This is a genomic window from Acinetobacter sp. UNC436CL71CviS28 (assembly GCF_000620525.1).
Classification (GTDB): domain Bacteria; phylum Pseudomonadota; class Gammaproteobacteria; order Pseudomonadales; family Moraxellaceae; genus Acinetobacter; species Acinetobacter radioresistens.
This window is the reverse complement of the sequence record NZ_JIBB01000036.1, coordinates 15,477-32,619: the sequence shown is the minus strand read 5'-3', so window position 1 is coordinate 32,619 and position 17,143 is coordinate 15,477. Positions and strand designations below refer to the sequence as shown.

Genomic DNA, 17,143 nt, shown 5'->3' with positions numbered 1-17,143 from the left:
GCTCAATGACATTGATCACACGAAGACAAAAGCAGCTTCACCACAAACGAATGGGATCTGTGAACGCTTCCATAAAACAATACTGCAGGAGTTTTATCAAATTACATTTAGGAAAAAGCTTTATAGCACGCTAGAAGAGTTGCAGACGGATCTAGACGACTGGCTGAAATTCTATAATACTGAACGGACTCATCAAGGAAAAATCTGCTGTGGTCGTACACCATTTGAAACTTTACTTGATGGAAAACGGATTTGGGCTGAGAAGAATTTAGCTCAAATTTAACCTGACAGGCACAATAAAAATCGGGTAACTGTCAGATCAGGTTTGAGCTAGTACAATGTAGGCAATAATCGTTACATCATTAGTTTAATTCTTTAAGAAAATGGTTTGATATCAGCTGATCCTAAACAGTAACGTAAACAACCGATCTCTAAATCGAATAACTCACTCAGGTTTTGAAATGTAAAACTTTAGACCATTATTAAAAAGCCTTGGTACTGCCAAGGCTTTTTTTGCTACTTCATTCTGTAGTCAGACCAATAACAAGGCAAAGTGATTAATTGATTTTCATGTAATCTTGACCAAAGCCTCATACCTAAATCAGTCTCAAGCGCATCAAGGACAAAATTAGAAATAATCATAGTTGGCTTCATCATGTCATAGCGTTTGTATAGCACTTTATGAACAAGTTCTAAACGAGATGAATGACGATCATGTAGCCCATATTCATCTAAGACGAGTAAATCAAAATCAGCAAAAAATTGAATCCATTGCTCCTCAGATTGGTCTTCAATACTCCATGAATTCATAATGGTTTTTGCTATCTGAGCACTCGTTATATAACGAGATGACATTTTGGTTTTATAGATAACATTGCGAATGATCGCTGATCCTAGGTGCGTTTTTCCAGTACCTGGTGTGCCATAAAGGATAAGGTTGGATTTCGATCCGTTTAATAATTGCTGTGTGAAATTCTGACAGCATTCGACAACTTGCTGCTGTTCAATAGTACTAGCACTATAATTAGAAAAACCACATTCCAAGTAGCGTTGATTTAGTCCTGAGCTATGAATACGGTGTTGTAACAACTTTTGCTGTAACTCTTCCTTGTGTTCTCTATTCGTTTGTTCAAGATTTTCTTTCGCACAGACTTTGCACACTTGATGACTACCTATTTTTATTAATGGATAGCCATGTTTTGTACAGAGGGTGCTTAAAACTTCCTTAGGAGTTTTTAAAAGATCAATTCCTATATTCATCATCTACTCCTAAATCCATTTTCGATTAATCGGTTTTTCTTCATTTTTATCATCCTTCCTTTGAGATGAAGATGAAGATGAAGATGAAGATGAAGATGAAGGTAAAGGTAAAGGTGAAGGTGAAGGGCATTCTTTAAGTAATGCTTGTGCATTGCTAGAGCACTCCGAATCTGATGCATCAGCATTACTTGAGCTTTTATTCCAACGAGCTTGTGCTGCTAATTTCCCACGTTCAGATTTCATCTTTTGATTGAGAATAGCTTGTTCTTTTAATGTAGTGATGTAGTTAGATTGAATAAATCCATTTACTTCTTCAAAAAGATTCAGGATTTTTAATGTAGTTATTAGGCTCTTGGTTTTAGGACTAGTTAGTTTGGTCACACTCATCAAAATGTTGGGTTCACTTGGTATAGGACCATTCTTCCAAAAGTCCATCATGAGAAAAAGGGTAGCACCCACTTGTTCGCTCGAAAGTCGAGTAAATTTCGCTTGAAGATCACCAATATACAGTGGCATCCAAATTGTTGCGTCAGTATTCATTTTGAACCTACAAAAGGTAGGGGCATTTCAAACATGCCCCAGAAGAGAATTAAGAAAATATTTTTAAAAAAAGTATACGAGCCGTTTGTATGAGATCTTCTAAGTCGTATACGGTGAAATCATTGGTAATGGGATAGTTTTCACATAAACGATCAGCCCAAAGACGAAGGGCTTGATGATCATTGAAGCAGCTATTTACTTTGAGCTTAGTAGCCAAACGATCTAAACGAGGGATTTCAAACTCAGTGATAATATGATTTGCCATTGCATCGGCAGCTTCACATACGACGACACCATCAAATACTGATTTATCAAACATGGTGAATCTCCTGACAGCCAGAATTAGGCAGTACAAGGAAATAGGGATTTCGTTTAGATTTTATTTTCTTTATCATTGGTAAGTACCTCATGATTTACGTCTTGGTGGTATCTCAGGCTTGTTTGCACGACTTATGGTTCACTTTGGCGAGAGAGGTATAAGTTGTTTGCACAGGCCTGAATTTTTTGTTCTTCGTAAAATATATGGGGAATTATCTGCAGCTATGGCATAATCAACCTCATAAAAAGTACTAGGAAAGTAGGAAAATTTATTCCTTAGACGTAAATTATCATAATTTTACGGGATTTCAAGTATTTTTTACTATTTAACTAGGAAAAAGTATGATTAAGTCGAACTTGGCTGTATTGTTAGCTGAAAGAAAAATGCGTGTTGCAGATCTTGTAAAAGAGACAGGTATTAATAAAAGTACGCTTTATAAACTGTATAACGACGAGTCCGTTCGTATAGATTTTGAGACGATTGATAAGATTTGTACTGCTTTAGAAGTAGAAGTGGGAGAGTTATTGATTTATATAAAATATGAGTAGCTTTTTATTTATATTATTAAGATTCATATTAAATATAGTTGTTAATTTTCTGATCTACCTCAAATGAATTGCTCATTAGTATCCATACTAAATAATTAAGTGGGGATTAGAAGTTTTGATATATGATTTATTGTAACTGTTAGATCATCAGGAAGTATTTTTAGCATGAAGGATGTAATTGCAAATATTCTGCATACTCAACCTAATTTAACGGGAAGGGAAATTGCTAAAATTCTTGGTGTTGAAAAGAAGGAGGTAAATTCCTTCCTTGATAAAAATCAAGAATATTTTTTCAAAGATGACAATTTTAGATGGTCAATAATTTCTTCCATATCCGAAATAGAAGTACCTAAGAAAGTAGAAAATTTGATTATGCAGCATGAACATGAAATTAGTAATTTTGCTAAGAATAGGCTGATCCAATTATTGGACTATGTATCTCATCAAGCTGAGGATACTCAAAAAATTCAATATGAAATTAATGGTAATAGATTTTATTCCTATGATCTTAAAAAACTTCGTGGTTTAAAGATTCTGAATGATAGTGATTGGTGGTTTCAAATTGAACGCTTACAACTTCAATCGATGCCTATACCATCTAAACAACTGTCTTTGCACATCCATGTTGAAACTGAAAAAGTACCGACTTTTAATTATGCTAGTTTAAATAAGCTAGTATCTTTTAAGCGAGTTGATCACTTGCGATTAGCTTACTTTTTAGTGGCAAATGATTTGATCACTAAAATTGGCATAATTCAGAAGTTGTTTAAAGAATTTGAAAATTATCGAAATAATTGGGAACTTTGGAAACAAGACAATGATGAGATTAAAAAATCCATTATTGTTTATGACAAATTATTCTCTTGGAATACTGCAATTAACCTAGGTGGAACAGGCGATGGTGAGGAAATTGTTGCAGGTTTTGGTTTAGTTGATTGGGTACTTCCTACTACTCAAAAATCTTATTCATATCCTTTAATTACTATTCCTTTAGAAATGGAAATAGAAAAAAATGGATTAATACGTGTAGGTGCTAAAGATACACGTGCCAATATCGAAATGGATGCCATTTTATTAGAGGATGATATACCCACTTCAGGGCAAGTGAAATTAGCTTTAAAAGAAAACTTAGATAATGGGCGTTCACTAGCATTATTTGAAGGAGAAACATATTCAGATCTAGTCGAAGCCTTTGTTGCTAATATCTTCTCAAGAGGAACAATTGTTGAGGCAGAGAATAGAGCGATACCATCTAAGAACTTAACAGTGACATTAACATCGGTACTGTTTAGTCGCCCTAAAAGAAATTCTATTTTAAGTGATGATATTGAGTTATTAAAAACTAGGCTTAATGATCCATCAGTAATTATACCTGAACAACCTTTATCATTAGTGACAGAGTTAAGTAATAATATTAATAAAAAGGAGACTTACAGTTTTAGGGGGCGTTCTGGAACTGAAGGATTTGGATCAAAAGTTGAAGAGCTTTATTTCCCACTGCCTTATAACAAAGAACAAATTACTATTGTTCAGAACCTGCTAACTAGCAGTGGTGTAGTGGTGCAAGGTCCGCCAGGTACGGGTAAAACACATAGCATTGCAAATATTATCTGCCATTATTTGGCGAATGGAAAAAAAGTACTAGTAACTGCACAGCAGTCACATGTTCTGAAAACAGTACATGAGAAGATTCCTGATGAGTTAAAACCTTTAGTAGTTAGTAGAATTGGCTCAAGTAAAGAAAGTAAAAATCAGCTTGAATCTTCAATTGATCTGATTGTCCAAAAGATTACTCAGATGAATGTTGGTGAGGTTCAAAGAACGATTGAAGTTTTAAAACAACAAGTGGATCATAATCATCATGAAATGGCTTTGATTGATCGAGAAATATATAACTTTGCAGAAAAGCATTATCAGAATATTGAGGTAGATGGTAATAAAAAATTACCTATGGATATCGTGAAGACGGTATTAGAAAGTAGAGCATCCTATGAATGGTTTACCGACCAATTAACTTTAGAGAATAAAGACCAGTTTCCTTTTTCCCAGATTGAATTGATTCAACTGAGAGACTCAAGGAAGAAAATAGGTACAGATTTACCATTCATAAATTATGGCTCTCTGCCAGTTCCTGAGAGATTATTAGATTCGACGAGTCTAAAAAAATTAAGTGAATTCTTAAAAGAAAAGGATGAGATTGAGGAATTCTTAAAGAAAAATGACAAACATAGTTTCAAGGAAATTACTTCTGAAGTAGAAATTAATGAGCTAAGAGATTGGTTAAAGATTTATCTGGAAGATCTAAATCTTGTTCTTGATCATGCAGAACCATGGTTATTGAGTTATTTCAAAAAGATAAATTCAGAAGATAAGGGTATGGAGCTGGATATCTATACGAACCTTATTCAAGAAGTTCAACCTTTAGTGGAATACAGAAAATCGCTATTAACTGATCCCATAGAGCTGAATTTTGAGATACAACCAAACTCAAAAGAATACCAAGCTGTTCAACGTGCTGTTGATATAGGTAAGCCATTTAATTGGTATCATTTTGGTACTGCTGAATTACAAGAATTATTTAAGTCAATTAAAGTTTCTGGAAAATATCCTGATACATCAGATGAGTGGAAAAGAGTTAAAGAATATATTGATAGAAGGCAAACTCTTAATGTTTTTATGAGTAAATGGAATAGTATTGCAGCACAATTAGATATCCCTTTAATCGAGTTAAATAATCGTGGTATTGATGAAATATTAAAAGAGTTCACGCAGCTCATCATTAGAACCCAAAAATGCCTAGATTTGAAAAATAAGTATTTGGATGTATTTAGTGCCAATTATCTAAAAGTTTTTAGTAGAGCTAAATCTTTTGATTTCTATGGATTACCTAAAAATATTGATGACTTGATTCAATTATTAGGTCAGAAGTTAAAAATATTTAATTTAGAAGTCTATCAACAGCAACTGGCTGATCAAATACTTTATTTATCAGAGTTTGATAATAAAATATCAAATCAGTTGAAAAAAATTGTGTCCCAGGTTGATTCAGATTCGCTATATGAAAATGAATTAAGAGAATATGCCGATCTATTAAAGAAATTAGCTCATTTGAAAGATCTAACTGAGGATTTTGACAGAGTTAAATTGGCCAGTATTAAATTGAGCCAAACAAATGCTGTGATTCTTAGTAAAGATATTCTAGAGATTCCTTACGCCCAAGAAATTGAGGATCCTATATTACGTAACACATTGGTCGAGGCTTGGGAATGGAAGCGTCTTGAGACTTTTGTAATGACTATTAGTAATACAAGTCGAATTGAAAACTTGTATGAGCGTCGTCGTATTCACGAGAAGAATCTGTCTCAGAATTACGCTCAATTGGCAGCAAACAAGACGTGGTTGGCATTAAAGGAAAATGCCTCAGATAAAATTTTAGTTGCATTACAGCGCTATAAAATTGCTGTACAACACTATGGAAAAGGGACAGGCAAGAACGCTCCACGTTATAGAAAAGATGCTCAAGCGGCCCTTAAAGAGGCAACAGCAGCTATTCCTTGCTGGGTCATGTCACATCTTCAGGTTTCTGAATCTATGCCTGCTGAATTAGGTCTCTTTGATTTAGTGATTGTAGATGAGGCGTCACAATCATCAATTGACGTATTACCTGTTTTAATGCGTGCTAAAAAATTATTAGTTGTAGGGGATAATAAACAGGTTTCTCCAAGTAATGTCGGTCTAGCAAGTGCTCAAATTGATGTATTAAGAAATCGTTATCTACATGGTCAGCCACATGCTGCATATTTAACACCAGATATGTCTTTATACGACATGGCTTCTTCTATCTATGAGTCAAGCGTGATGCTTCTAGAGCATTTCCGCTGTCATCCTGCGATCATTAGTTACAGTAATAAAAACTTTTATGGTAACCGTATTAAGCCAATGCGATTATCGAAGAAATCTGAGCAGTTAAGCCCAGCCTTAGTCGCAATTTATACACCGCAGGGGTATAGAGAATCTAAAAACAGCAAACATATTAATCGAATAGAAGCGAAAGCAATTATTGAGGAAATGAAGCTTCTTCTTAAAGATGAACGATATGCGAATAGATCAATTGGCGTGATCTCATTATTGGGGCCAGCACAGGCTGAGTTCATTCAATCAGAAGCTTTGAATGAATTTGGTGCAGGGGCTCTTACCCAAGTTCAATTTGCTTGTGGGGATGCCTCAGCATTCCAAGGTGCAGAAAGAGATATTATTTTCCTATCTATGGTAGCAGATCCTCAGAATTGTCATGCTTTGAGTAGATCCGATCATGAACAGAGATTTAACGTGGCTGCAAGCCGTGCTCGTGAACGGATGTATCTTGTCCACTCCGTGAGTGGTGATCATATATCACCAAAAGATTTAAGGCTGAATTTACTCAATCATTTTTATGATTTGCAAGAGGATCAAAAAGCATCATTTGAAGCAAAATTAGAGTTATGTGAATCAGAGTTTGAAAAATCTGTATTCATGGTATTACATAAAATGGGATACACAGTTACTCCACAGGTCAAGGTTGGAAGCTATCGAATTGATTTAGTGGTTGAATCGGATGGAGATCAGCGTTTAGCAGTTGAGTGTGATGGTGATAGCTATCATGGGCCAGAACAATGGCATGATGATATGATTCGTCAACGTGCTTTAGAACGTGCAGGATGGACATTCTGGAGATGCTTTGCATCGAGTTGGTCAATTGAACGTGAAAATATGGTTCAGTCTTTGATTGAGAAACTCAATGCAATGAGTATTAAACCTACGAATCATGCTAGTAGTTTAATTCAAGATGTAGAGCAAAGAGTTTGGGTAAATAAAGAACCTGAAGAGAATGTAATTCAAAAAGTTCAGCAAGATCTTTTTATATTGAATTAGTTTATAAGGGTAATCCCCTTATTTTATTAAGTTAATGAGTAGGAAAATCAAAGTTCTTATCATTGTTTATAATAGGGTAGTTGCCATCAACTGCTTTACAGGACTGCTCACGATTGAAAAAAATATTTTAAAGCTTTTTATTGATGGTATTGTTTGATCTTATTCTATTTGTTCTAGCTCAGATTTGAGCTAGAACAAATAATTAACTATTTTTTTTACCAACTATCAATAGTATCAGCTAAATGCTGCATCATCTCTCTTCCGTCATTTAACCAGCTTGCGTGGTTATAAGGTGCTCGTGATATATCTCCATCTACATGGACTAACTGTATCAATTCCTGCTGCACTTCTGCTTATTTGGATAGATGGCTATTCAACGCAACTTTATTTAATTTTACAAACTCTCTTCGTCTTTACTGGGCTAAACTCAATATAAAATATTTATCCATAGTAAGAATGATGAATCACTTTCCTAAAGTTATTGTGATTGATGCTTTTGGGACACTTGTCAAAATTGGTGAGAGCCGATCCCCATATCGTAAGTTGATGAAGTGGCTAAAAGCTAATGGTAGAAAACCAAGTGCACAAGATGCAAAGATCATCATGTCAAATCCTGTTGATGTTGCACAATTAGCGATGAAGTTCGGAGTAGAACTACCAGGGCAACTTTTGAGGGAGATCAACAATGATCTTCAGCTTGAATTAAGCACAATTCAACTGTATGAAGATACAATGCCTACGCTGCAAATTTTAAAAGAAAGAGGTTTTAAAATTGCGCTTTGTTCCAACTTGGCGATGCCTTATGGTGAACAACTTAGAAAACTACTCCCTGATTTTCTTGATGCTGTTGTATTTAGTTATGAGGTTGGAGCCATAAAGCCTGAACATCAAATTTATAAGGTGATTCAGGCACATTTTGGCTGTGATTTTCCAGAAATGCTCTTTATTGGAGATCATCCCATTTTGGATGTTGAAACACCTATTTCCTTAGGGATGAAGGCAAGGCTCATTGAACGTCATAAAAACCAAAGACTGTTAGATGTCATGGGTGATTTAATCTAACAGTATTATTTTTGATGTCATTCATGCCAATGATCAATAGTATCAGCTAAATGCTGCATCATCTGTCTTCGATCTTTTAACCAACTTGCATGGTTGTAAGAAGCTCGGGACATGTCACCATCTACATGGGCTAACTGTAATTCAATCCAGTCCTTACTGTAATTCTGTTCGTTTAAATAGGTGGATGCAGTTGCACGGAAGTCATGCATGGTAATATGGCCTAGACCCATGTTAACGAGTGCTTCATTGAGTGTATTTTTCCCCAACATTGATATGCCATCATCCCCAGGGAATAAGTAAATACTGTCAGGGTAAAGCTGTAACTGCTCTTTTATAATTTCTAGCATTTGTGTAGATAAAGGTACAACATGCGTCCTATTCTTCTTCATATTCCTTTTACCATCCTTAATCTGTGCATTTGATACACGAGGAATAGTTAAGGTCGCATCTTTTAGATTAACAAAAGACTTTTTAGCCCTGCGTATTTCTATCGTACGTAGCATACTGTATAAGGCAGTCCTTAAAGCATTCTGTGTGCCAGTAGTTCCACCATATTGATTGATCAAAGCCAGAATCACTTTCTTATCTTTTTCTTCTAAAGGGGTAGCGTGATTAACAGGAGGACGTCTGATATAGCTGCGTAGCGCAATTGTAGGATCATTGATTATCTTCAGTGTGATAATTGCGTATTGCATGACTTCAGCGCAGATTTGTCTTACATAGATTGCTTTAACTTCACCAGTACCTCTTTTGCTTTTGCGAATTCGTGTAATGGTATTATCCAAAATCACTCGAATATCATTTGAATTCACTTCTTTGATTGGCTTATTGCCAATGACGGGATAGATATCTTTTTTAAAGTATCTCAGCCTGTTTTCATACCATTCTTGTGAGTGAGTGTCCTTGTACTTTTCTAAATATTCATTCGAGATACTTTTAAAAGTATGCTGTATTGCATCCAATGCGGAATCAAGCGCTTTCTTTTGCTCTGTTACAGGGTCGAGATTTTGAGCTAAAAGACTACGATACTCACGTGTCTTATCACGAGCGTAAGATAAGCTAATCTCTGGGTAGGCACCAATCGTTAACATTTTGGGGATGTTTAAATAACGGTAGCGGTAACGCCAGAATTTTCTTCCTGATGTTCTTACTTCAATGCATAGCCCAAAATGGTCTGCAACACGATACATTTTATCTTTGGCTTTTAATTGCTTGATTTGAAAATCATTTAACATGAGGATGTGAGTAAGACCTTATAATTGATTTCGTTACTCACAAGGTTACTCACAGATTTTAGTAATGTCACGTGTACTAAGGTGACGCGTGGTAATTCCGGAACATTATTAAAAACAATTGGTTAAGTATCATGGTAATGCAAGGTTATACGTGCGGACATGGTTGTGAAGCATGATGTAATCTGTCCAAGCTTTATTTAAGCCATTGATATTTCATATATGGATATGGCTTGAATATATTTATCGCTTCACTACAAAAGTTTTCTTGATATAGTGGAGTGAATAAAAAAGGTCGCTTTGTGCGACCTTTTTTATTTCCTGAAATATTTACTCTATGAATCGTTAGTTAAAACAGAGAGGCTTACCTGAAAAATATTTAATTTAAGAGTTCAGTCCTATGGTTTATTCCTATTGCTAAAAAATTTTTAATATATAAAATTTTAGAAAAATAATTAAATTTGGAAAAAAATACCATAGAGATAATTTAAAAAATTATTGCGAAATTAAGCTCATTTTAGAGAAAGATTTTAAAAATAATTAAAACCCTTATAAATAGTAAGGGTATAAGCTAAATATAAAGAAATAGTCCAAGATACCTAGATTTAAGTTTTTTATAAAAGTGTAATGTGTTGCCAGTGTAACTATTTAATTGAATTATAAAATAATTAGCTGGATATAGATTTAAATTTTTCATTTTTTAAAATTAGTTTGTCTCAAAGCAAATATCCTGGTTATTTTAGAAAAAGCAGATTTTTTACTAGATTTTCTCTATGAGAATAGATTTTCAGGTTTGCGAAAGCGAGAAAGAGTGGTATGCATAATTTTAAATTAAAAGGTGCACCGGGCTCCAAATCAGGTGACCAGCTTTATCGAGAGTTCAAGCAATTTGAACAGGATATTCTAATTGAAGATAGACGAGCTGCTGAATTTCAAAAAAAGATGATTTTAATTATTTTAGGACTATGTATAGGGTTGTTCATTGCTACTTTAACAATGTTTCTATAGAACCTATAGGGTAAAAATCGGTTGATAAAAAATATAATGTTCTTCCATATTATAAACTAAATCAGTATAGAACTTTTTGTAACGAGCTTATCGGTTATCAGAAGGGTATAAAAATTGGCGAGTGCCCAAAAACAGACTCGCTTAATGGGGTAAAATATATTAAAAACAGTTCATGCTCTTAATTAATATAGCAGGTAAGCAGTGAAAATATTTAAAACACTCATCAGTTTGGTTAGTTTTACAGTGCTTTCTTCAACTGGCATGGCTTCAACAGCTACACCAACTGAACAGGTGCCGGGTTATTATCATCAGCAGTGGGGTAAATATACAGTTACCGCTTTACTGGATGGCACCAATTATATGTCACCTAGTCTATTTAAAACGCTAAATAATTCTCAGGTAAAACATATTCAGCAGATTTTAAAAAAATACCATAATGATCAGCAACAGGGTGTACAAACATCGGTAAATGCTTTTCTAATTAATACTGGAACAGCGCTAGTTTTAGTAGATAGTGGTGCTGCTAGCTGTTTTGGTCCCCATCTCGGTTCAGTGAGCAGTAATCTGGTCAAGGCAGGCTATCGGCTTGAGGACGTGAATGTAGTGTTACTGACGCATTTACATCCTGACCATGTCTGCGGTTTAACTAAAGAGGGCCAAAAAGTTTTTCCAAACGCTAAAGTCTATGCTCATGAACGTGAAGTAAATTACTGGTTAGGTCAGACACCAGTAAATTTGTCTAAAGAACAACTGGAAAATTATCAGTCAACCCGCAACAAAATTCAGGACGCGATAGCACCTTATCAACAAGATAAACAATTTATAACTTTTAAAGAGGGGCAATCGATTGCTGGCCTTCAGGTGATGGATACACGTGGCCATACACCCGGCCACCACAGTTTTGTGCTGGAGCAGAATAAAGATAAAATGGTTTTTATTGGAGATACAGTGCATTCGCACAGTGTGCAGTTTGAAGCGCCGCGTACTGCTATTGAGTATGATATCCAGCCAGATGAGGCTGTAAAAACCCGACTTAAACTGTTCAGTAAAATTGCAGATGAAGGTAGCTGGGTGGCTGCACCACATTTACCTTTTCCGGGTATTGGACATATTTCTAAGGGTGCCAATGAACAGTATCTCTGGATACCTGTCTATTTTAATAATGTCTTGCAAAAATAATTTCTAATAAATGGCTTCATGTGAAGCCATTTTTAATTTTTATTACCTTGTAAATTGGCAAGGTCGTTATATCCAAAATTTCGCTAATTTTATTTTCATAATGATCTCTTAAATAACTATTCTAATGAGCAGCAGCTCAGACTAAGAAAATGGTTTATAAGCCCCAATAACTTCAATTACATCTATAGTAATAGTGTTTAAACCACTTTTCTTCATATTCTCTCCTCATCTATTAGATTATATAAATTTATGTAAATGCGTAAGAATAATGAATTTTCGTCATACCTGTTCAATGTTATAACTTTAATCTGCCAGACTGTGGTACGCCATATTCTTTTTTCGTTCACTCTAGCCGAGCAGGTGGCCTGAACATTTATGTTGTCGAAATATTTCATTGAACGTCCCATCTTTGCAGGAGTACTGGCCATTATTGTAATGGCATTTGGTATTTTCTCTGTCATAAACCTGCCTGTAGAACGCTATCCGGATATTGCTCCACCGCAGATTACAGTAGCGGCTACATATAATGGCGCTTCTGCAGAAACCGTAGAAGAGAGTGTAACGCAGCTGCTTGAACAGCAAATCAAAGGCATTGATCATCTTTTATATTTTAGCTCCAGCAGTGATTCAGCGGGACGTAGCCGGATCAGTATTAGTTTTGAGAATGGGACAGACCCAGATACGGCCCAAGTTCAGGTACAAAATAGTATTAATGGCGTGCTCAGCCGTCTGCCGGAGGATGTACAGCGGCAAGGTGTTAATGTATGGAAATCGCTAGGCGATACGCATATGGTCATAGGCCTTTATGACCAGACTGGTAAAAGTAATAATATCGAATTATCTGATTATATGATGACCCATCTGGAACAGGAAATTTCCAGAATTGAAGGAGTTGGTGAAGTCGATGTTTTTGGCTCGCAATATGCAATGCGGATCTGGCTGAATCCAGATCGTTTAAAACAATATAATTTAATGCCAAGTGATATTCGTGCAGCTGTAGAAGCACAAAATACTCAGGTGGCAGCAGGGGGTATTGGAGACTTGCCTACAGCTAGTGAACAGTATCTGAATGCTAAAGTCAGTTCGGGTTCACGTTTAAAAACGGTTGAAGAGTTTGAAAATATTATAATTAAATCTTCTGCTAATGCCGGCTTTGTATATTTAAAAGATATTGCCCGAATTGAACTTGGGGCAGAGAACTACCAGTCATTTAATACCATTAATGGTTATCCATCAGCAGGTCTGGGCATTTCACTGGCTACAGGCGCAAATGCTTTGCAGACTTCCGCCTTGATTAAACAGACCATAGACCGTCTTACCGAGAAGCTACCAGCCGGTTATAAAATTGTTTATCCACGTGATAATACACCTTTTGTTCAAGAGTCAATTAAAGAGGTAGTTACAACTCTGATTGAAGCAGTGATTCTTGTAATTTTGGTGATGTTCCTGTTTTTACAAAGCTGGCGTGCAACCTTAATTCCTACCATTACTGTACCTGTAGTAATTTTAGGAACCTTTGCCATACTGTACGTATTAGGTTTAAGTGTAAATACATTGACTCTATTTGCTCTGGTACTGGCGATTGGCCTGCTGGTAGATGATGCGATTGTTGTGGTTGAAAATGTCGAGCGATTGATCGAAGAGAGGCAATTCAGCCCAAAACAGGCTGCCTTAGAGTCAATGCAGGAAATTAGCGGTGCACTAGTGGGTATTACGCTGGTTCTCACTGCTGTCTTTATTCCGATGGCATTTTTTAGTGGCTCAACTGGTGTCATCTACCGGCAGTTTTCAATTACCTTGGTGGCAGCAATGGCATTGTCATTGCTAGTCGCCTTGATTTTGACTCCTGCTTTATGTGCATTGATTTTAAAACCCAAGCAGCAACATGCTCGCTGGGCCAATGGGTTCAATAAAAAACTGGAGCGACTTAGACAGTATTATCTCAAAGTGATCCAGAGTTCCATGCAGCACAAAATGATTTATTCAGTCGTATTTATAGCCTTGATTGCTGTATTTGCGCTATTTTATCGTGCACTACCTAGCAGTTTTATTCCAAGTGAAGATCAGGGCACGCTTAATATCCAGTTTAGCTTGCAAAATGGCGCTCCAATGGCTAAAAGCCAGCAAGTAGGAGAAGAGATTCAGCGTTATTTCCTGAGTGAAGAACAAGAGAATGTTGAACTGGTACTTATCCGCTATGGCCGTAACTTTTCTGGTACAGGTCAAAATCTTGGACAGGGTTTCATTGCGCTCAAGCACTGGGATGATCGTCCGGGGCAGGAAAATTCTGCGCAGGCAATTCGTGAGCGTGCTACAAAGTATTTCAGTAATAATCCTGATGCCAGAATTATGGTCAATATGCCGGGAGCTGTTCGTGGTCTCGGGCAGACAGATGGATTGGAATTCTGGATTCGCGATATTAACGGCCAAGGCCGGACTTATCTAGAACAGCAGTTTAAGTCATTACAGACCAAAACTAATCAATATGACAGTTTTCAAAATCTGGACAAAAAAGCTAATCCGGATAAGGCTGAGTTGAAGGTCAATATTAACCAGAAACAGGCAATGGCAGCAGGCTTAAGTCAGCCTGCGATTAACAGTACTCTGGCGGCTGCTTGGGGTGGTAGTTATATTAATGATTTTATTGACCGGGGACGGATTAAGCGGGTCATTATGCAAGGTGATGCAGCTTATCGGGCACAACCTGAAGATTTATATTTCTGGTCTGTCCGTAATGATCTTGGTCAAATGGTTCCATTTTCTACATTTGCCAGTTTTGAATGGACTGGCGGGCCAGAAGTAGTTAACCGTTTCATGGGCTATACTGCATTACAAATGGAAGCAGATGCAGGATCTGGTTTTAGTACCGGTGAAGCGATGCAGGATGTCCAGGCCCTGATTGATCAATTTCCTGACATTGACTTAGCCTGGAGCGGTTTATCTTTTCAGGAACAGCAGTCCAGTAATCAGGCAATCTGGTTATATCTGGTGTCGATTGGCTTTATTTTTCTGTGCCTCGCTGCCCTTTATGAAAGCTGGAGCATACCGACAGCGGTTATGGCAGCAATACCACTTGGTATTGGTGGGAATATCCTGTTCAGTTATCTAGCTGGCTTTCCTAATGATATTTACTTTCAGATCGCATTGCTGACAACAATTGGTCTGTCATGCAAAAATGCCATTCTTATTGTTGAATTCGCTGCACTGGCCCAGCAACGTGGCAAAGATGCAGTAGCAGCAGCTCTGGAAGGCGCCAGCTTGCGCTTGAGGCCGATCTTGATGACTTCTCTGGCTTTTGGTGCTGGTGTAGTACCGCTAGTGTTTGCCTCTGGTGCAGGAGCTGCCAGCCGTCAGGAAATTGGTACCAGTGTTCTAGGTGGAGTCATGTTTGGAACGGTCTTGGTAGTAATATTCATTCCATTCATGTATGTTTTGGTCCGGAATCTGATGACAAGAAAACAGCACCTTGGCTAGTTGATTTATCTTGATTTGTCTTTCAAAAAACCTGACGAGATCAGGTTTTCTTACTTTAAAGACCGCCCTCAGTTTATGACTTTATTCGATAAATGTAGGCGTATTGCAAAATTATAGTGAAAACTCTCCAGAGCATGATAAAAGTAGTTTAATCCCCCTGATCAAAAATAAATTTTTATTTAATCAATAAATTATCATGAGACAGGCATGCCGCAGATTGCAGAGAAAATACAATATGTTCGCCAACAGCTCCGTTCTGAAAAGTTCAATACGGCTATTGGCCTTTTAAATGAATTAAATATTGCTGATCAGGCTAGTGTATTAAAAGGATTGACCCCTACAGAACAGGTCAAGATCCTGCAGAAACTGGATGAGCCAAGTGAGGCGTTTGCATATTTGCCGCTCAGCCAGCAAGCTGTTTTGGCTGAATTTATACCTGTTCCTGATCTCATCCCTATTCTTGATAATATGTATTCTGATGACTTTGTCGATATTTATAAAAAACTGTCACCAGAATTAAAACAACAGCTTATAACACTGCTATCTGAGGAGTCTCAAAATACCTTAAGAAAACTGGCGCTTTATCCTGAAGGTACAGCTGGTGCGATGATGAGTTCCAGCTTTGTTACCTTACACCAAGACTTATGCATGGATGAAGCCATCCAGGCGCTGCGTATAATCGCCGCAACACGGGAAACCCTTTATCTGGTTTATATTGTAAATGAGCAGAATCAGCTGATAGGTGTCATCTCTCTACGCCAGATTATTCAGGCCAGGCCCGAAGCTACAATTGCAGAGGTAATGGAAAGGGATGTGATTTATGTCTATACCTATGATGATCAGGAAGTCGTTGCTAAAACTCTGGCTTACTATGATTTAATCGCTCTACCTGTAGTGGATGAGCAGGAAAGAATGCTGGGCATTATCACTTATGATGATGTGATGGATATTGTAGAGGCAGAAACTACCGAAGATATTTTAAAATCCGGTGCAGTCAGTCCGTTAGCTGAGCTCAGCCTGAAAACTGCTCCCATCATAACCTTATACCAAAAAAGGGTATTTTGGCTGGTTATTCTGGTCTTTGGCAGTTTACTGTCGGGAATTGGAATTGCACATTTTGAAGAGATTATTTCAACTCACATTGTATTGGTATTCTTTCTCCCTTTACTGGTGGGCAGTGGGGGAAATGCCGGATCGCAGTCTGCTACTCTCATGGTGCGTGCCTTGGCGACCGGAGATGTACAGTTTAAAGACTGGTTCAGCTTGCTCGGCCGTGAAACTGTGGTGGCACTTTGTTTAGGCGTAACGATGGCTTGTGCCGTATCCATGCTAGGTTATATTCGCAGTGATCTCATGGTCGCGATTGTACTGGCAATTAGCATGGTAGGGATTGTACTCATGGGTTGTCTGACGGGTATGAGCTTGCCTTTTATTTTAAATAAGTTGAAACTGGACCCTGCCAGTGCTTCAGCACCTTTAGTTACCTCAATCTGTGATGCTACAGGCGTGATTATCTACTTATTTGTAGCATCCAAATTATTGTTTTAGTACACAGATTAATACGTCTCGTGTTTTAATCTGTTTTATGCTGATGACTCTCTAATGACTGG

At 37.0% G+C, this 17,143-nt stretch carries 12 protein-coding genes; 8 read left to right on the top strand and 4 right to left on the bottom strand.

The window, feature by feature from the left end; genetic code table 11:
- The coding region (locus N518_RS0112170) for an integrase core domain-containing protein (protein ID WP_026444335.1) at positions 1–283 on the top strand (283 nt) is incomplete at its 5' end.
- Positions 284–516: 233 nt separating this feature from the next.
- Here the strand turns inward: N518_RS0112170 and N518_RS0112165 are convergent.
- From N518_RS0112165 to N518_RS0112155, 3 genes are read right to left on the bottom strand one after another with little or no spacing between them, the layout of a single operon-like run.
- Positions 517–1,260 (bottom strand): ATP-binding protein, encoded by a 744-nt coding sequence (locus tag N518_RS0112165; protein WP_005025070.1) that lies wholly within the window; start codon positions 1,258–1,260, stop codon positions 517–519.
- Between the two features lie 9 nt (positions 1,261–1,269).
- On the bottom strand, positions 1,270–1,800 hold the full coding sequence (locus N518_RS0112160; protein ID WP_005025071.1) for a DUF1376 domain-containing protein: 531 nt from the start codon (positions 1,798–1,800) through the stop codon (positions 1,270–1,272).
- Between the two features lie 49 nt (positions 1,801–1,849).
- The gene (locus tag N518_RS0112155) at positions 1,850–2,119 is read right to left on the bottom strand and encodes a hypothetical protein (protein ID WP_005025073.1); all 270 of its coding nucleotides are present in this window, start codon (positions 2,117–2,119) and stop codon (positions 1,850–1,852) included.
- A gap of 341 nt (positions 2,120–2,460) precedes the next feature.
- Here N518_RS0112155 and N518_RS0112150 point away from each other — a divergent pair, with 341 nt between their 5' ends.
- The 3 genes from N518_RS0112150 to N518_RS0112140 all read left to right on the top strand — a co-directional run bounded on the left by N518_RS0112150 (position 2,461) and on the right by N518_RS0112140 (position 8,640).
- A complete protein-coding gene (locus N518_RS0112150) occupies positions 2,461–2,667 on the top strand; it encodes a helix-turn-helix domain-containing protein (protein WP_005025075.1) in 207 nt (68 codons plus the stop codon).
- A gap of 165 nt (positions 2,668–2,832) precedes the next feature.
- Complete coding sequence (locus N518_RS0112145; protein ID WP_005025077.1) at positions 2,833–7,578, top strand: AAA domain-containing protein; 4,746 nt, start codon at positions 2,833–2,835, stop codon at positions 7,576–7,578.
- Positions 7,579–8,037: 459 nt separating this feature from the next.
- Positions 8,038–8,640 (top strand): HAD family hydrolase, encoded by a 603-nt coding sequence (locus N518_RS0112140; protein WP_010700110.1) that lies wholly within the window; start codon positions 8,038–8,040, stop codon positions 8,638–8,640.
- Positions 8,641–8,657: 17 nt separating this feature from the next.
- Here N518_RS0112140 and N518_RS0112135 read toward each other — a convergent pair whose 3' ends face one another.
- Positions 8,658–9,875, bottom strand: coding sequence for a tyrosine-type recombinase/integrase (locus N518_RS0112135; RefSeq protein WP_005025080.1), 1,218 nt, complete (start codon positions 9,873–9,875; stop codon positions 8,658–8,660).
- An 813-nt stretch (positions 9,876–10,688) separates the two neighbouring features.
- Between N518_RS0112135 and N518_RS0112130 the strand changes: the two genes are divergently transcribed.
- The 4 genes from N518_RS0112130 (at position 10,689) to mgtE (ending at position 17,081) form a co-directional block, all read left to right on the top strand.
- On the top strand, positions 10,689–10,880 hold the full coding sequence (locus N518_RS0112130; protein ID WP_005015619.1) for a hypothetical protein: 192 nt from the start codon (positions 10,689–10,691) through the stop codon (positions 10,878–10,880).
- 201 nt (positions 10,881–11,081) lie between these two features.
- Positions 11,082–12,059, top strand: a complete 978-nt coding sequence (locus tag N518_RS0112125) for an MBL fold metallo-hydrolase (RefSeq protein WP_034594023.1) — start codon at positions 11,082–11,084, stop codon at positions 12,057–12,059.
- A gap of 375 nt (positions 12,060–12,434) precedes the next feature.
- A complete protein-coding gene (locus N518_RS0112120; protein WP_005025084.1) occupies positions 12,435–15,533 on the top strand; it encodes a multidrug efflux RND transporter permease subunit in 3,099 nt (1,032 codons plus the stop codon).
- A 207-nt stretch (positions 15,534–15,740) separates the two neighbouring features.
- Positions 15,741–17,081, top strand: a complete 1,341-nt coding sequence (mgtE, locus tag N518_RS0112115; RefSeq protein ID WP_005025086.1) for a magnesium transporter — start codon at positions 15,741–15,743, stop codon at positions 17,079–17,081.
- Positions 17,082–17,143: the final 62 nt, after the last annotated feature.

What these genes read in the sequence shown, in the direction of transcription:
- N518_RS0112120 (WP_005025084.1), top strand. Translation starts at nt 12,435, where the DNA reads ATGTTGTCGAAATATTTCATTGAACGTCCCATCTTTGCAGGAGTACTG.
- N518_RS0112130 (WP_005015619.1), top strand. Translation starts at nt 10,689, where the DNA reads ATGCATAATTTTAAATTAAAAGGTGCACCGGGCTCCAAATCAGGTGAC.
- mgtE (WP_005025086.1), top strand. Translation starts at nt 15,741, where the DNA reads ATGCCGCAGATTGCAGAGAAAATACAATATGTTCGCCAACAGCTCCGT.
- N518_RS0112135 (WP_005025080.1), bottom strand. Translation starts at nt 9,875, where the DNA reads ATGTTAAATGATTTTCAAATCAAGCAATTAAAAGCCAAAGATAAAATG.
- N518_RS0112145 (WP_005025077.1), top strand. Translation starts at nt 2,833, where the DNA reads ATGAAGGATGTAATTGCAAATATTCTGCATACTCAACCTAATTTAACG.
- N518_RS0112165 (WP_005025070.1), bottom strand. Translation starts at nt 1,260, where the DNA reads ATGAATATAGGAATTGATCTTTTAAAAACTCCTAAGGAAGTTTTAAGC.
- N518_RS0112140 (WP_010700110.1), top strand. Translation starts at nt 8,038, where the DNA reads ATGAATCACTTTCCTAAAGTTATTGTGATTGATGCTTTTGGGACACTT.
- N518_RS0112155 (WP_005025073.1), bottom strand. Translation starts at nt 2,119, where the DNA reads ATGTTTGATAAATCAGTATTTGATGGTGTCGTCGTATGTGAAGCTGCC.
- N518_RS0112160 (WP_005025071.1), bottom strand. Translation starts at nt 1,800, where the DNA reads ATGAATACTGACGCAACAATTTGGATGCCACTGTATATTGGTGATCTT.
- N518_RS0112150 (WP_005025075.1), top strand. Translation starts at nt 2,461, where the DNA reads ATGATTAAGTCGAACTTGGCTGTATTGTTAGCTGAAAGAAAAATGCGT.